The 13,826-nt window shown below is 64.4% G+C and carries 15 protein-coding genes; 12 read left to right on the forward strand and 3 right to left on the reverse strand.

Features of this window, described 5'->3' with window-relative positions; all coding sequences use genetic code 11:
- The first annotated feature begins 163 nt into the window (after positions 1-163).
- The 12 genes from M3I53_RS06465 to iscX all read left to right on the forward strand — a co-directional run bounded on the left by M3I53_RS06465 (position 164) and on the right by iscX (position 9,724).
- The gene (locus M3I53_RS06465; protein WP_254315154.1) at positions 164-886 is read left to right on the forward strand and encodes a (Fe-S)-binding protein; all 723 of its coding nucleotides are present in this window, start codon (positions 164-166) and stop codon (positions 884-886) included.
- Between the two features lie 102 nt (positions 887-988).
- Complete coding sequence (locus tag M3I53_RS06470; protein WP_254315155.1) at positions 989-2,425, forward strand: lactate utilization protein B; 1,437 nt, start codon at positions 989-991, stop codon at positions 2,423-2,425.
- A 159-nt stretch (positions 2,426-2,584) separates the two neighbouring features.
- Positions 2,585-2,815 carry a hypothetical protein gene (locus tag M3I53_RS06475; RefSeq protein WP_254315156.1) on the forward strand — a complete coding sequence of 77 codons (231 nt, stop codon included), beginning with the start codon at positions 2,585-2,587 and terminating at the stop codon, positions 2,813-2,815.
- Positions 2,816-2,918: 103 nt separating this feature from the next.
- Positions 2,919-3,401: a low molecular weight protein-tyrosine-phosphatase gene (locus tag M3I53_RS06480; RefSeq protein WP_254315157.1), complete on the forward strand. Its 483-nt coding sequence runs from the start codon at positions 2,919-2,921 to the stop codon at positions 3,399-3,401.
- A 155-nt stretch (positions 3,402-3,556) separates the two neighbouring features.
- Entirely contained in the window at positions 3,557-4,090 is a 534-nt protein-coding gene (iscR, locus tag M3I53_RS06485) for a Fe-S cluster assembly transcriptional regulator IscR (protein ID WP_042264865.1), read from the forward strand.
- 81 nt (positions 4,091-4,171) lie between these two features.
- Positions 4,172-5,395, forward strand: coding sequence for an IscS subfamily cysteine desulfurase (locus tag M3I53_RS06490; RefSeq protein ID WP_254315158.1), 1,224 nt, complete (start codon positions 4,172-4,174; stop codon positions 5,393-5,395).
- A gap of 111 nt (positions 5,396-5,506) precedes the next feature.
- The gene (gene iscU / locus M3I53_RS06495) at positions 5,507-5,911 is read left to right on the forward strand and encodes a Fe-S cluster assembly scaffold IscU (RefSeq protein WP_028204173.1); all 405 of its coding nucleotides are present in this window, start codon (positions 5,507-5,509) and stop codon (positions 5,909-5,911) included.
- Positions 5,912-6,061: 150 nt separating this feature from the next.
- Positions 6,062-6,385, forward strand: a complete 324-nt coding sequence (iscA, locus tag M3I53_RS06500) for an iron-sulfur cluster assembly protein IscA (protein WP_028210067.1) — start codon at positions 6,062-6,064, stop codon at positions 6,383-6,385.
- Positions 6,386-6,492: 107 nt separating this feature from the next.
- The gene (gene hscB / locus M3I53_RS06505; RefSeq protein WP_254315159.1) at positions 6,493-7,041 is read left to right on the forward strand and encodes a Fe-S protein assembly co-chaperone HscB; all 549 of its coding nucleotides are present in this window, start codon (positions 6,493-6,495) and stop codon (positions 7,039-7,041) included.
- A gap of 57 nt (positions 7,042-7,098) precedes the next feature.
- Positions 7,099-8,970, forward strand: coding sequence for a Fe-S protein assembly chaperone HscA (hscA, locus tag M3I53_RS06510; RefSeq protein ID WP_254315160.1), 1,872 nt, complete (start codon positions 7,099-7,101; stop codon positions 8,968-8,970).
- Between the two features lie 184 nt (positions 8,971-9,154).
- Positions 9,155-9,496: an ISC system 2Fe-2S type ferredoxin gene (fdx, locus tag M3I53_RS06515; protein ID WP_069265529.1), complete on the forward strand. Its 342-nt coding sequence runs from the start codon at positions 9,155-9,157 to the stop codon at positions 9,494-9,496.
- A gap of 30 nt (positions 9,497-9,526) precedes the next feature.
- Positions 9,527-9,724 (forward strand): Fe-S cluster assembly protein IscX, encoded by a 198-nt coding sequence (gene iscX / locus M3I53_RS06520; RefSeq protein ID WP_028204168.1) that lies wholly within the window; start codon positions 9,527-9,529, stop codon positions 9,722-9,724.
- Between the two features lie 90 nt (positions 9,725-9,814).
- Here the strand turns inward: iscX and M3I53_RS06525 are convergent, their stop codons facing one another.
- The 3 genes from M3I53_RS06525 to prfB form a co-directional block, all read right to left on the reverse strand.
- Positions 9,815-10,555 (reverse strand): glycine zipper 2TM domain-containing protein, encoded by a 741-nt coding sequence (locus M3I53_RS06525; protein WP_254315161.1) that lies wholly within the window; start codon positions 10,553-10,555, stop codon positions 9,815-9,817.
- Positions 10,556-10,860: 305 nt separating this feature from the next.
- A complete protein-coding gene (gene lysS / locus M3I53_RS06530) occupies positions 10,861-12,396 on the reverse strand; it encodes a lysine--tRNA ligase (protein ID WP_254315162.1) in 1,536 nt (511 codons plus the stop codon).
- Between the two features lie 210 nt (positions 12,397-12,606).
- Positions 12,607-13,711, reverse strand: a protein-coding gene (prfB, locus tag M3I53_RS06535; RefSeq protein ID WP_254315163.1) for a peptide chain release factor 2 whose coding sequence is annotated in 2 segments (ribosomal slippage) — positions 12,607-13,629 and positions 13,631-13,711 — 1,104 coding nt in all. Because the reading frame shifts where the segments join, the coding sequence is not laid out codon by codon here.
- Between the last annotated feature and the right edge of the window lie 115 nt (positions 13,712-13,826).

Raw genomic sequence — 13,826 nt, forward strand, 5'->3', positions numbered from 1 at the left:
CGGAAAATGCATTGTATCTCGTATTGTGAAAAAAGTAAGCGCCGGAACAGAGGCTCTCGCTGCACTGCGGCATTGCACCCGACCGGCGAAGGCAACGCAGGCCGGCGTTGGTCATGGCGGCGAAACAGCGGATAATCGGGGACGGTTTTAACGAGGAGTCCCCATGCGAGTCGGTTTGTTCGTCACGTGCCTCATCGACACGATGCGTCCGGAAATTGGCTTTTCGACGCTCAAATTGCTCGAAGAGGCGGGCTATGAAGTCGTTGTGCCGGCTGCGCAAACCTGCTGCGGCCAGCCGGCCTACAACTCCGGCGAGCGCGCCATCGCGCGTGATCTCGCTGAAAAGACGCTGCGCGAATTCGAGCAGTTCGACTATCTCGTCGTCCCTTCGGGTTCTTGCGGCGGCATGATCCGCGTGCACTACGGCGATCTGTTTCGTGACGATCCGGAATTGATGGCGCGCTACGGCAAGTTGCGCGAGCGCGTCTACGAACTCACGGATTTCCTCGTGAACGTCGCAAAGGTCGCGCTGCCGCAAGGGGAGTTCAGCGGGCCGGTGACGTATCACGACTCGTGTTCAGGCCTGCGTGAGCTTGGCGTCAAGACGCAGCCGCGCGCGTTGCTCGCCCAGCGCGGCGTCGAAGTGCGCGAGATGAAGGACTGCGAGCACTGCTGCGGCTTCGGCGGGACCTTTGCAGTGAAGTACGGCGACATCTCGACGGCCATTGCTGACGAAAAATGCGCGAATGTTCAGGCGAGCGGTGCGAGCGCGGTGGTGCTCGGCGACCTCGGCTGCATGTTGAACATCGAAGGGCGTTTGCGTCGCACCGGCGACACCACCACGCGCGTGCTGCATATTGCGCAAGTGCTGGCCGGCGACGTGTGATGCGCCGCCGACTGCCGCCGCTCGTTTCGCACGCAATCTGCATATAGACGCAAAACTCGGCCCCAGACTTCGCCGAACACCGCTCAACCTCGCCCTCACGCCATGCAAGTCCAATCGATGCAGTTCAAGGCGCGCGCCGGTCAGAAGCTGGCCGATCAGCGTCTGCAGCACAACCTCAAGAAACTTTCGACCAAATTCGTCTCGGCGCGCGCGGAGGCGATCACCGCGATCGATTTCCCCGCCACGCGCGCGGCCCTCAAGGCGCGCCGCAATCGGGCGCTCGAAAACCTCGACGTCTGGCTCGAGCAGTTCGAGACCGAGGCGACGCGGCGCGGCGTGACCGTGCTCTACGCGCAAACGGCGCAAGACGCCGCGAAGCTGGTTGCGGACATCGCGCGGCGCCACGACGTGCGCAAGGTCATCAAGACGAAGTCGATGGTCTCCGAGGAGATGCGGCTCAATACGGTGCTCGCAGAAATGGGCGTGCAGTCCATCGAGACCGATCTGGGCGAGTACATCCTGCAGATCAACGACAACGAGCCGCCGAGCCACATCATTGCGCCCGTCGTCCACAAGGACAAGGACGAGATCGCCGATCTCTTCGCGAAGACGCACGACAAGCCGCGCCTGACCGAGATTCCCGACATGACCCGCGAGGCGCGCGAAGTCCTGCGACCGCATTTTCTCTCGGCGGACATGGGCGTGACGGGCGGCAACTTCCTCGTTGCGGAGACGGGCTCGGTCGTGCTGGTGACTAACGAGGGCAACGAGGGCATGTGCACCGTGATGCCGCGCGTGCATGTGGCGGTGACGGGCATCGAGAAGGTGCTGCCTACGCTCGAAGACCTCGCCACGGCCATGCGTCTGTTGCCGCGTTCGGCGACGGGGCAGGCCACGTCGAACTACTTCTCGGTGCTCACGGGCCCGCGCGGACCCGAGGACCAGGACGGCCCCGAGCACATGTACGTCGTGCTCGTGGACGGCGGCCGCACCGGCCTGATCGGCGGCGAATTCCAGGAGATGCTGCGCTGCATCCGTTGCGGGGCGTGCATGAACCACTGCCCGGTCTATCAGAAGGTGGGCGGCCACGCGTACGGCTGGGTCTATCCGGGACCGATGGGCTCTGTGCTCACGCCAAGCTACGTCGGCATCGAAAAGACACTCGATCTGCCGCAGGCCGCAACGCTGTGCGGCGAGTGCAACAGCGTCTGCCCGGTGGGCATTCCGCTTTCGGACCTGCTGCGCAAACTGCGCGAGAAACAGACGGAGCGGCATCTGCGCCCGTGGCGCGAGCGCGCGGCGCTTGCAGCCTGGGGCTGGCTCGCGCTTCACCCAACGGCCTATGCGCTGCTCACCAAACTCGGCGTGCGCATACTCGAGCGCATGGGCGGCCACACGAGGCTCATTCGCAAGCTGCCGTTCGCGCGCGGCTGGACCAACGGGCGCGACATGCCCGCGCCGGTCGGTCGCACGTTTCGCGAGTTGTACGCGGCGCGGCACACGCATCTGGACACCACGAAGCGCCCGGAACAGGCCTGACACTCGCGCTTCGGTCAAGTCCAGGTTGTCGACTATTTAAGCTGGCGCAACAGTGTGTTCGTCCGTACCGGGTTTTTCCTGATTGCGACTCTCTATATCATCTCGACTGGCGATAGTGCGTCCGCACCTGTCGCTTCACAGTCGATAGAGAGTCGCATCATGAGAAAGAAAATAACGGTGTACTGGCCGCTGGCGCTGATCCTGCCGCTCGCGGTGATCGCATGGATCCATGCATGGAAGACCGCCGAGCAGCAAATGCCGCTCGCCGCCGATCAGGTTACGGCAGAACTCGCGCGCGCCGTGTCGTACGGCCTCGTGGGCGGCGAAGGCAAGACGCCGGTGAAGGCGATGAACGGCATCGCTACGCTGCCGCGCTCGAACGCAATCTGAAGATCGCGCTGGCGCGAACGCGCCGCGCGTGCTTCGCGCGCTTTGTATAATTTGAGATTCGCCGACGCGCGCTGAACGCCTTCCGTCGCCCCAGCCCCCACGAATGAAAAAGGTTTCCGTCTGCTTCGTTTGCCTTGGCAATATCTGCCGCTCGCCCACGGCCGAGGCCGTGATGCTGCGTCTCGTCGACGAGGCCAGGCTGGCGGGGCGCGTCGAGATCGATTCGGCGGGGACGGGTGATTGGCATATCGGCGAGGCACCCGACGAGCGCGCCCAGCGCGCCGGCGGCCTGCGAGGCTACGAGCTCGCCGCGTTGCGCGCCCGCCAGATCGCCGCCGACGATTTTCGCCGTTTCGACCTGATCGTGGCGATGGACGATGCCAACGTCACCGCGCTTCAGGGCGTCTGCCCGGCGAGCGAGCGCGACAAGATCCGTTTGCTGATGGAGTTCGCACCGGAGGCCGAAACGCGCGTTGTGGTGGATCCCTATTTTGGTGGTGATGCGGGCTTCGAAACGGTGCTCGATCAGTGCGAGGCCGCCTGCGCGGGTTTGCTCGCCGCATTGCGTCCGCAACTGGCGGATTGAGATGAGCGGCGCGAATCCGCCGAACGTGGAAATCGCGCCATTTTTTGCGATTCGCTGCGCACCTAATAACCCAGATCGCGACGTTGATACTTGACTAAACTAGTCATGTATTTATACTTGACGAAAATTGTCGAGAATTGCGGTTCCCATACATCATGAGACTCACCACTAAAGGCCGTTTCGCCGTCACGGCGATGATTGACCTGGCGCTGCGCCAGGAGCAGGGCCCGGTGACGCTTGCGGGTATCAGCCAGCGGCAGCACATCTCGCTGTCGTACCTCGAACAGCTGTTCGGCAAGCTGCGCCGTCACGAAATCGTCGAATCGGTCCGCGGGCCGGGCGGCGGGTACAACCTCGCGCGCCGCGCGGAGGACGTCACGGTCGCGGACATCATCATCGCCGTGGACGAGCCGCTCGACGCCACCCAGTGCGGCGGCAAGGGCGCCTGCGAGGGCACCAAGCAGCACGACGGCCACTGCATGACCCACGAACTCTGGTCGACGCTGAATCAGAAAATGGTCGAGTACCTCGATTCGGTGTCGCTCAAGGATCTGGTCGACAAGCAGCGCGCCCGTGAAGGCGCCGCGCCCGCCGTCCTGCGCGACCGCCGCGCCGAGGCGCCGGCGGTGGAGCCGGTCAGGGCGATGCCGCTGGGTCCGAACTCGATCTTCAACATGGCGGGTTCGTAACGCCTTCGAGCGCCGCCAGAACGCCGTAGTTGGGCAAAACAGACAGTACAGCGCAGTACACAAGATTCCCCGGAGCGATAGATGAATAACGACATTCCCCACCTGCCCATTTACATGGACTACAGCGCGACGACCCCCGTCGACCCGCGCGTGGTGGACAAGATGATTCCGTATCTGCGCGAGCAGTTCGGCAATCCGGCGTCGCGCAGCCACGCCTATGGCTGGGATGCGGAGCGCGCAGTCGAAGAAGCGCGCGAGCAGGTCGCCGCGCTCGTCAACGCCGACCCGCGCGAAATCATCTGGACCTCCGGTGCAACCGAATCGGATAACCTCGCGATCAAGGGCGCTGCACACTTCTACAAGAGCCGTGGCAAGCACATCATCACGGTGAAGACCGAGCACAAGGCCGTGCTCGACACCTGCCGCGAACTCGAGCGCGAAGGCTACGAAGTCACGTATCTGGACGTCAAGGACGACGGCCTGATCGACCTCGAAGCGTTCAAGGCCGCGCTGCGCCCCGACACGATCCTCGTTTCCGTCATGCACGTGAACAACGAGATCGGCGTGATCCAGGACATCGCGACGATCGGCGAGATCTGCCGCGAAAAGGGCATCATTTTCCACGTCGACGCTGCGCAATCCACGGGCAAGGCGCCCATCGACCTGCAAAAGCTCAAGGTCGACCTCATGTCGTTCTCGGCGCACAAGACGTACGGCCCGAAGGGCATCGGCGCGCTTTACGTGCGCCGCAAGCCGCGCGTGCGCATCGAAGCGCAGATGCACGGCGGCGGCCACGAGCGCGGCATGCGCTCGGGCACGCTGGCCACGCACCAGATCGTCGGCATGGGCGAAGCGTTCCGCATCGCGCGTGAAGAGATGGCCACGGAAAACGAGCGCGTGCGCATGCTGCGCGACAAGCTCCTGCGCGGCCTGAAGGAAATCGAGGAAACCTACGTGAACGGCGACATGGAACAGCGTGTCCCGCACAACCTGAACATCAGCTTCAACTTCGTCGAAGGCGAGTCGCTGATCATGGCGGTGAAGGACGTGGCGGTGTCGTCGGGTTCGGCGTGCACGTCCGCATCGCTCGAGCCGTCGTACGTGCTGCGCGCGCTCGGCCGCAACGACGAGCTGGCGCACAGCTCGATCCGCTTTACGGTGGGCCGCTTCACGACGGAACAGGACGTGGATTACGTGATCAACCTGCTGAAGACGAAGATCGCCAAGCTGCGCGAGCTTTCGCCGCTGTGGGAAATGCATCAGGACGGCATCGATCTGTCCACCATCCAGTGGGCAGCGCACTGAGCAAAGCGGCGCAGTCAGCAGCGAACAACGACCCGCCGCAGCGCAACCAGCAGGCAACTAGTGCAGTCAACTGCGTGCAGCGCGGCAAACACGAATTGAAGGAGTGTGATCATGGCATATAGCGACAAGGTTCTGGACCACTACGAAAACCCGCGCAACGTTGGCTCGTTCTCGAAGGACGACGACGCAGTGGGCACCGGCATGGTCGGCGCGCCGGCGTGCGGCGACGTGATGAAGCTGCAGATCCGCGTGGGCGCGGACGGTGTGATCGAAGACGCGAAGTTCAAGACCTACGGCTGCGGCTCGGCGATCGCTTCGAGCTCGCTCGTGACCGAGTGGGTGAAGGGCAAGACGCTCGACCAGGCGCTCGACATCAAGAACACGCAGATCGCCGAAGAACTGGCGCTGCCGCCGGTGAAGATCCACTGCTCGATTCTTGCGGAAGACGCGATCAAGGCAGCGGTTGCCGACTATCGCCAGCGTCACACGACCGAAGCGAAGGCCGACGCGGCGTAAAGCACAGCGCTGCGGCGTAGTAGACGCAGGACGGCGTCGAGCCCACGAGTTCGGCGCTCTGGACTAACGATTTTGGATGCAGCAGGGTTGCGTCGCGACGCGAGGGAAGGCGAAAGCCCAACTGGCGGCGCGAGGCGCGGCGAAGATGCTATGGCAATTACGTTGACTGAAAAAGCGGCACAGCACGTGCAAAAGTACCTGACCCGTCGCGGCAAGGGCGTGGGCCTGCGTCTTGGCGTGCGCACGACGGGCTGCTCGGGCCTCGCGTACAAGCTCGAGTACGTCGACGAACTCGCGCCCGAGGACAACGTCTTCGAGAGCCACGGCGTGAAGGTCATCGTCGACCCGAAGAGTCTCGCCTATATCGACGGCACGCAGCTCGACTTCGTGCGCGAAGGCCTGAACGAGGGCTTCCGGTTCAATAACCCGAATGTGAAGGACGAGTGCGGCTGCGGCGAGTCCTTCCGCGTTTGAGCCCGCGTAGAGCGGTGAAAAGGCGGCCTGTGCCGCCTTTTTGATTTTGACGGCCGTAGCTGTTAGGGCCCGTCAGCCCTCATAGCCCCACAAGAACGTTCCAGCCGATGAGCCCGCCTTCCACGCCTTCCCGGTCGCTTTCCGACAGCCACTTCGTGCTGTTCGGCCTGCCCGAGCAGTTCGCGATCGACGCGGACGCGCTCGACCATGCCTACCGCACGGTGCAGGGGCAGGTGCATCCCGACCGCTTCGCCGCGGCCGGCGAGGCGCAAAAGCGCATCGCCATGCAATGGGCCACGCGCACGAACGAGGCGTATCAGACGCTGCGCGATCCGCTCAAGCGCGCGAAGTATCTGCTGCATCTGCGCGGCATCGACGTTGGCGCGGAGAACAATACCGCGATGGAGCCCGCGTTCCTCATGCAGCAGATGGAGTGGCGCGAGGCGATCGAAGACGCGGTCGGCGCGAAGAACGTCGATGCGCTCGACGCGCTCGCGGGCGAGCTGCGCGACGACGAACGCGTGCGCTTCACGAAGCTCGCGGCGCTGCTCGACAGCGGCTCGAACCAGCCCGCGGCCGAGGCGGTGCGCCAGCTCATGTTCATCGAGCGCGTGGCGAGCGAAATCGACTCGCAGATCGAGCGGCTCGAAGGCTGAAGCCGGGCGCGCAAACGGATATCGGGCGCTTGTCGCCCATCAGGTTAAAACACACAGATGGCCTTACTGCAAATCTCCGAACCCGGCATGGCACCGGCGCCGCATCAGCGGCGACTCGCCGTCGGCATCGACCTCGGCACGACGAACTCGCTGGTCGCCGCAGTGCGCAGCGGCGTGCCCGACGTGCTGCCCGACGAAGACGGCCACGTGCTGCTGCCCTCGGTCGTGCGCTATCTCGCGAACGGCGGCCGCCGCATCGGCCGCACGGCGAAGGCGCAAGCCGCGACCGATCCGCGTAACACGATCGTGTCGGTCAAGCGCTTCATGGGCCGCGGCAAGTCCGAGGTCGAAGGCGCGGCCAACGCGCCGTACGACTTCGTCGACGCGCCGGGCATGGTGCAAATCCGGACGATTGACGGCGTGAAGAGCCCCGTCGAAGTTTCGGCGGAAATTCTCGCGACGCTGCGCCAGCGCGCCGAAGACACGCTCGGCGACGAGCTCGTGGGCGCCGTCATCACGGTGCCGGCGTATTTCGACGAAGCGCAGCGCCAGGCGACCAAGGACGCCGCGCGTCTCGCGGGCCTGAACGTGCTGCGTCTGCTCAACGAGCCGACCGCGGCGGCGATCGCGTACGGGCTCGACAACGGCGCCGAAGGCCTCTACGCGGTCTACGACCTCGGCGGCGGCACCTTCGACCTGTCGATCCTCAAGCTCACGAAGGGCGTGTTCGAAGTGCTGGCGGCCGGCGGCGATTCGGCGCTCGGCGGCGATGATTTCGACCATGCGCTCTTTGCTTATGCGCTGGAGCAGTCCGGCATCGAGCGCGCGGCGCTCGCGCCCGAAGACGTGCGTCTGTTGCTCGACCGCGTGCGCGATGCGAAGGAAGCGCTCTCGTCGGCGCCCGAAGCGCGCATCGAGGCAACGCTGTCGAGCGGCCAGCAGGTCGCGCTGACGATCGACGAGCCGCGCTTCGAAGCGCTCACGCAAGCGCTCGTGCAGCGCACGCTCACGCCGACGAAGAAGGCGCTGCGCGACGCGAAGGTGGCCGCGAAGGACGTGAAGGGCGTGGTGCTGGTCGGCGGCGCGACGCGCATGCCCGTGATCCGCCGCGCCGTGGAGCAGCACTTCGGCCAGGCGCCTCTCACGAACCTGGACCCCGATCAGGTCGTCGCGCTCGGCGCGGCGATCCAGGCCGACTTGCTGGCGGGCAACCGCGGCGGCGACGATGACTGGCTGTTGCTCGACGTCATCCCGCTGTCGCTCGGGGTGGAGACGATGGGTGGCCTCGTCGAGAAGATCATCCCGCGCAATTCGACCATTCCGGTCGCGCGTGCGCAGGACTTCACGACCTTCAAGGACGGCCAGACGGCCATGGCGATTCACGTGGTGCAGGGCGAGCGCGAGCTAGTCGCCGACTGCCGCTCGCTCGCGCGTTTCGAGCTGCGCGGCATTCCGCCGATGGCGGCGGGCGCGGCGCGCATTCGCGTGACTTACCAGGTGGATGCGGACGGCCTCTTGTCGGTTTTCGCGCGCGAGCAGCTATCGGGCGTGGAAGCCTCGGTGGTGGTGAAACCGTCCTACGGTCTCGCCGACGACGACGTGGCCCGCATGCTCGAAGACAGCTTCAAGACCGCCGAAGTCGATATGCGCGCCCGCGCGCTGCGCGAGGCGCAGGTCGAGGCGCAACGCATCATCGAAGCGACGAACGCCGCTTTGGGCGCCGATGGCGAACTGCTCGACGAAGCCGAACGCGTGCAAGTCGATGCGCTGATCGCCGCGCTCGCGCAAGTCGCACAGGGCGAGGACGCCGGCGCGATCGAAGCCGCCACGAAGGCGCTTTCCGAAGGCACCGACGAATTCGCCGCGCGCCGCATGGACAAGGGCATCAAGCGCGCGCTGGCAGGCAAGAAGCTCGACGAGATCGGCTAAAGGCGCGGCCAGGAGCGCGTCAACAGCCTCGACAGCTTAAAGGCGAACGCGTCGTTAGCAAACGGCGCATGCGTGCGTGCTTTCCCGATGTGGCTGAGCGCGCACCGACAGTAGAATGGGCACATGCCGCCGTCGGAGGCGGGGCATGCGCCCGATATGAAAGTTATTGGATACGGAAATCACAATGCCTCAAATCGTGGTGCTGCCCCATGTCGAACTGTGCCCTGAAGGCGCGGTCATCGACGCCAAACCGGGTGAGAGCGTGTGCGACGCGCTGCTCGAACACGGCATCGAAATCGAGCACGCATGCGAGAAGTCGTGCGCCTGCACGACCTGTCACGTGATCGTGCGCGAAGGTTTCGATGCGCTCGTGCCTTCCGAGGAGGACGAAGACGATCTCCTCGACAAGGCATGGGGCCTCGAGCCGACGTCGCGGCTGTCGTGTCAGGCCATCGTGCCGGAGAACGACGACCTGGTGGTCGAGATTCCGCGTTACTCTATCAACCACGCGAAAGAAAACCACTGAGCCACTGAACACCAGGAGGAGCGCGCAGCCATGAAATGGACCGATACGCAGGACATCGCGATGGCCTTGACGGACACCCATCCCGAAGTAGATCCGCAGTACGTGCGCTTCACCGATCTGCATCGCTGGATCACCCAGCTCGACGGTTTCGACGACGACCCCGAGCGCTCGAACGAGAAGATTCTCGAAGCGATTCAGGCCGCGTGGATCGAAGACGCGGACTACTGACTTCCGGCATGCCCAGTGAGCAGACGAGAAAAAGGCGATTTGCCAGCACGGCAAATCGCCTTTTTTATTGCTCGTTCAGCGTCAGGGCAATCAGCCCGCGACCAACGTGCCGTTCTCGACACGCACGCGCTCGCCTTGCTGGAACGGCGGCGCTTCGTGATAGGTGAAATAGCGCGTCTTGCCGTTCTCCATGCGTACGCGCACCGAGTAACTCGTCGTGCTGCGCAGGTGCTTTTCGACCGAGTTGCCCGCGAAGCCGCCACCCAGTGCGCCGAGCAGCGTCATGGCCGTGCGGCCGTTACCCGCGCCGAACTGGTTGCCGACCACGCCGCCCGCCACCGCGCCGCCGACTGCGCCGATACCGGTGCCGTGGCCTTCATGCTTGACCTCGGAAATCGCGACGACCGTGCCGCACGTCGAGCATGCGGGCTGGGCGGGGGGTGCCTCCTGGGCGTATTGCTGCTGCGCAGGTTGCGCCGGCTGGGCAGGCTGTTGACCATACTGCTGCTGCGCCGGGGCGACGGGCACGGCCGCCGGCTGTTGAGGCTCTGCCGGCGCCGGTTGCGGCTCGGCCGGCGCATTCTGGCCGTTCTGCGCATATTGCGAGGGCTGCACCGGCTTTGTCGAGTCGACCACCTGCGGCTGTGAAGCCGTCATGGCCGTCTGGCCCGTCTGAACCTGGGCGCTCTGTTCGGCGGTGCTGGAAGCTCTGGGGAAAACGCCGGTGATAGCCGCTGTGGCCGCGAGGCTCGCGACGATGACGGCTGCCGCCGCCGTTGCGATCAGCGGATGGAGGCGGCGTTTCGGTGTGGTCGGATCGGTTGTGTTCATGACAGGCTCCGTCTTTGGCAGAGTTGGCTCTCTTGTGAGACCCAGTTTGAGCCAATCCAGGTCTGTGAGCGTTTCAATTTGTAACCCTGCGCGATGAGTGCGGGCATACGCTCTGGGTGCGGTCGTCGCGCAGCGTTGCACAACGCGGTCTTCGAGAGAGACGCAATCGACGTACCCGTCTCAGCCGCATCGCTCTCCGGCAGAATTTACCGATGGTTACAAACATGTGCCCGGGGAAGGCACAAAGAAACGGGGCGCATACGGTGTCAACCGCATGCGCCCCGTCATGTCAGGCAGGGGTCTGCTTAGTCTTCGCGGCGCAGATGCGGGAACAGGATCACGTCGCGGATGCTTGCGCTGTCCGTGAGCAGCATGATCAGACGGTCGATGCCGATGCCGCAGCCGCCCGTCGGAGGCATGCCGTATTCGAGCGCGCGGATGTAGTCGGCGTCGTAGAACATCGCTTCTTCGTCGCCGGCGTCCTTTTGCTCGACCTGCTTCTTGAAGCGCGCGGCCTGGTCTTCCGGATCGTTCAGTTCCGAGAAGCCGTTGGCGATCTCGCGACCCGTGATGAACAGCTCGAAGCGCTCGGTGATGCCCGGCAGCGTGTCCGAGGCGCGCGCGAGCGGCGAGACTTCGACGGGATAGTCGATGATGTAAGTCGGCTCCCACAGTTGCGACTCGGCCGTCTCTTCGAAGAGCGCTAGCTGGAGCGAGCCCACACCCGCGTTCAGGAATGCGGGCTGATTCGCATCCACGCCAAACTTCTTGAGTTCCGCGCGGAGGAAGGCGGCGTCGGCAAGTTGCTCGTTCGTGTATTGCGGCGCGTACTTCTGGATCGCCTGCACGATCGTCAAGCGATGGAACGGCTTCGAGAGGTCGAGTTCACGGCCCTGATACGTCAGCACGGCGGTGCCGCTCGCGTCGATGGCGGCCTGGCGGATCAGCTGCTCGGTGAAGTCCATGAGCCACGCGTAGTCGGTGTACGCGGCGTAGAACTCCATCATCGTGAATTCCGGATTGTGTCGCGGCGAAACGCCTTCGTTACGGAAATTCCGGTTTATCTCGAACACGCGTTCGAAGCCGCCCACGACCAGGCGCTTCAGATACAGTTCGGGCGCGATGCGCATGAACATCTGCATGTCGAGCGCGTTGTGGTGCGTGACGAACGGCTTGGCCGCCGCGCCGCCCGGGATCGGGTGCAGCATCGGCGTTTCGACTTCCATGAAGCCCGAGTCGGCCATGAAGCGGCGCACGGAGGAAATCGCCTTGGTGCGCGCCTGGAAGGTCTGACGCGCTTCCGGCGTAACGATCAGGTCGACATAGCGCTGGCGATAGCGCATTTCCTGGTCAGAGAGGCCGTGGAACTTGTCCGGCAGCGGACGCAGCGCCTTCGAGAGCAGACGCAGTTGCGTGCAGCGCACCGAAAGCTCGCCCTTGTTGGTGCGGAACAGCACACCCTTGGCCGCGACGATGTCGCCGAGGTCCCACTTCTTGAACGCGTCGTAGGTTGCCTCGCCCACGTCGGCGGGCGTGATGAAGAACTGGATCTGCCCCGAGCCGTCGCGCACCGTGGCAAAGCTCGCCTTGCCCATCACGCGCTTGAGCATCATGCGGCCGGCGATGGCCACTTCGAGAGGGTTCGCTTCGAGCGTGTCCTTGTCGGTGTCGGCGTAATCGCGTGCGAGGTCGGCGGCGTGATGGGTCGGGCGGAAGTCGTTCGGATAGGCGACGCCTGCCTCGCGCAGCGCGCGCAGTTTCTCGCGGCGCTCGGCGATGATCTGGTTGTCGTCGAGTTCGGGCGCGGCGCTGGGCGCGTTCTGCTGGGTCGGTTCGGTCATGATGGCTCGGAGTTCTTTGATTCGCAGGGGTTTCGGCGAGTTTCGGGGCCGCGGCCCCGGCATGGCCCTTCGCGGGACACGGCGCGCATCGCGCGCAGATAAGCGGACTTCGGTTCCTGCTGCGCGTCGCGCACCTCGCGCTCGAAGCGGGCGGCGCAGCAGGAGAGGGCGGCATGCGGTGAACTGCTGCGCCCGTGGCGTGCGGCAAGCTTACACGCCCTGTTTCAGGCTCGCGCTGATGAAGGCGTCGAGATCGCCGTCGAGCACGGCCTTGGTGTTGCTGATTTCGACGTTGGTGCGCAGATCCTTGATCCGGCTGTTGTCGAGCACGTAGGAGCGGATCTGGTGACCCCAGCCCACGTCCGACTTGCCCGCTTCGAGCTTGTCCTGTTCCGACTGGCGCTTGCGCATTTCGGCTTCGTACAGGCGCGACTTCAGCATGGCCATGGCTTCGGCGCGGTTGCGGTGCTGCGAGCGGTCGTTCTGGCACTGCACGACGATGCCCGACGGGACGTGCGTGATACGCACGGCGGAGTCGGTCTTGTTGATGTGCTGACCGCCCGCGCCCGAAGCGCGGTACGTGTCGATGCGCAGATCGGCCGGATTGACTTCGATCTCGAACGAGTCGTCGATCTCCGGATACACGAACACCGACGAGAACGACGTATGACGGCCGCCCGACGAGTCGAACGGCGACTTGCGCACGAGGCGGTGAATGCCGGTTTCGGTACGCAGGAAGCCGTAGGCGTATTCGCCTTCGACCTTGATCGTCGCGCTCTTGATGCCGGCCACGTCGCCTTCGGACTCTTCGAGCACTTCGGTCTTGAAGCCCTTGCGCTCGCAGTAGCGCACGTACTGGCGCAGCAGCATGGACGCCCAGTCGCAGGCCTCGGTGCCGCCGGCGCCGGCCTGGATGTCGATGAACGCGTTGTTCGGATCGGCCGGATTCGCGAACATGCGACGGAACTCGACGTCGGCTACGCGCGTTTCGATCGCCTGAGCGTCGGTTTCGATGGCGACGAGCGTGTCCTCATCGCCTTCTTCGCGGGCCATTTCGAAGAGATCCTGCGTGTCGCGCGTGTCGTTCTCGATGCCGTCGAGCACGTGCACCACGCCCTCGAGCAGCTTCTTTTCCTTGCCGAGACCCTGGGCGTGTTTGGAGTCGTTCCAGACGTTGGGGTCTTCGAGTTCGCTGTTGACTTCGACGAGCCGTCGGGCTTTTACGTCGTAGTCAAAGATACCCCCGTAGCTCGCCCGCGCGCGTGCGCAGGTCCGCCAAAAGGGCTTCGATCGCGTTGAGACGTTCCGCTTCCATTTGTATCGTGATCCGGCGTGTAAAACATTGAATTATAGCCGATTGGACCCGGATCAAGGGCGGCGCGGGCGCTTCGGGCGGCCCGCGCTTCTCAGCGCAACGCGCAGTTCAAAGC

This window comes from Paraburkholderia sp. CNPSo 3272 (genome assembly GCF_024206495.1).
Taxonomy (GTDB): domain Bacteria; phylum Pseudomonadota; class Gammaproteobacteria; order Burkholderiales; family Burkholderiaceae; genus Paraburkholderia.

Bases quoted from the DNA above. Each gene is read 5' to 3' on its own strand.
- M3I53_RS06525 (WP_254315161.1), bottom strand. From the start codon at position 10,555: ATGAACACAACCGATCCGACCACACCGAAACGCCGCCTCCATCCGCTG.
- fdx (WP_069265529.1), top strand. From the start codon at position 9,155: ATGCCTCAAATCGTGGTGCTGCCCCATGTCGAACTGTGCCCTGAAGGC.
- hscB (WP_254315159.1), top strand. From the start codon at position 6,493: ATGAGCCCGCCTTCCACGCCTTCCCGGTCGCTTTCCGACAGCCACTTC.
- iscR (WP_042264865.1), top strand. From the start codon at position 3,557: ATGAGACTCACCACTAAAGGCCGTTTCGCCGTCACGGCGATGATTGAC.
- M3I53_RS06480 (WP_254315157.1), top strand. From the start codon at position 2,919: ATGAAAAAGGTTTCCGTCTGCTTCGTTTGCCTTGGCAATATCTGCCGC.
- iscA (WP_028210067.1), top strand. From the start codon at position 6,062: ATGGCAATTACGTTGACTGAAAAAGCGGCACAGCACGTGCAAAAGTAC.
- iscU (WP_028204173.1), top strand. From the start codon at position 5,507: ATGGCATATAGCGACAAGGTTCTGGACCACTACGAAAACCCGCGCAAC.
- M3I53_RS06465 (WP_254315154.1), top strand. From the start codon at position 164: ATGCGAGTCGGTTTGTTCGTCACGTGCCTCATCGACACGATGCGTCCG.
- lysS (WP_254315162.1), bottom strand. From the start codon at position 12,396: ATGACCGAACCGACCCAGCAGAACGCGCCCAGCGCCGCGCCCGAACTC.
- M3I53_RS06475 (WP_254315156.1), top strand. From the start codon at position 2,585: ATGAGAAAGAAAATAACGGTGTACTGGCCGCTGGCGCTGATCCTGCCG.
- M3I53_RS06470 (WP_254315155.1), top strand. From the start codon at position 989: ATGCAAGTCCAATCGATGCAGTTCAAGGCGCGCGCCGGTCAGAAGCTG.
- M3I53_RS06490 (WP_254315158.1), top strand. From the start codon at position 4,172: ATGAATAACGACATTCCCCACCTGCCCATTTACATGGACTACAGCGCG.
- hscA (WP_254315160.1), top strand. From the start codon at position 7,099: ATGGCCTTACTGCAAATCTCCGAACCCGGCATGGCACCGGCGCCGCAT.
- iscX (WP_028204168.1), top strand. From the start codon at position 9,527: ATGAAATGGACCGATACGCAGGACATCGCGATGGCCTTGACGGACACC.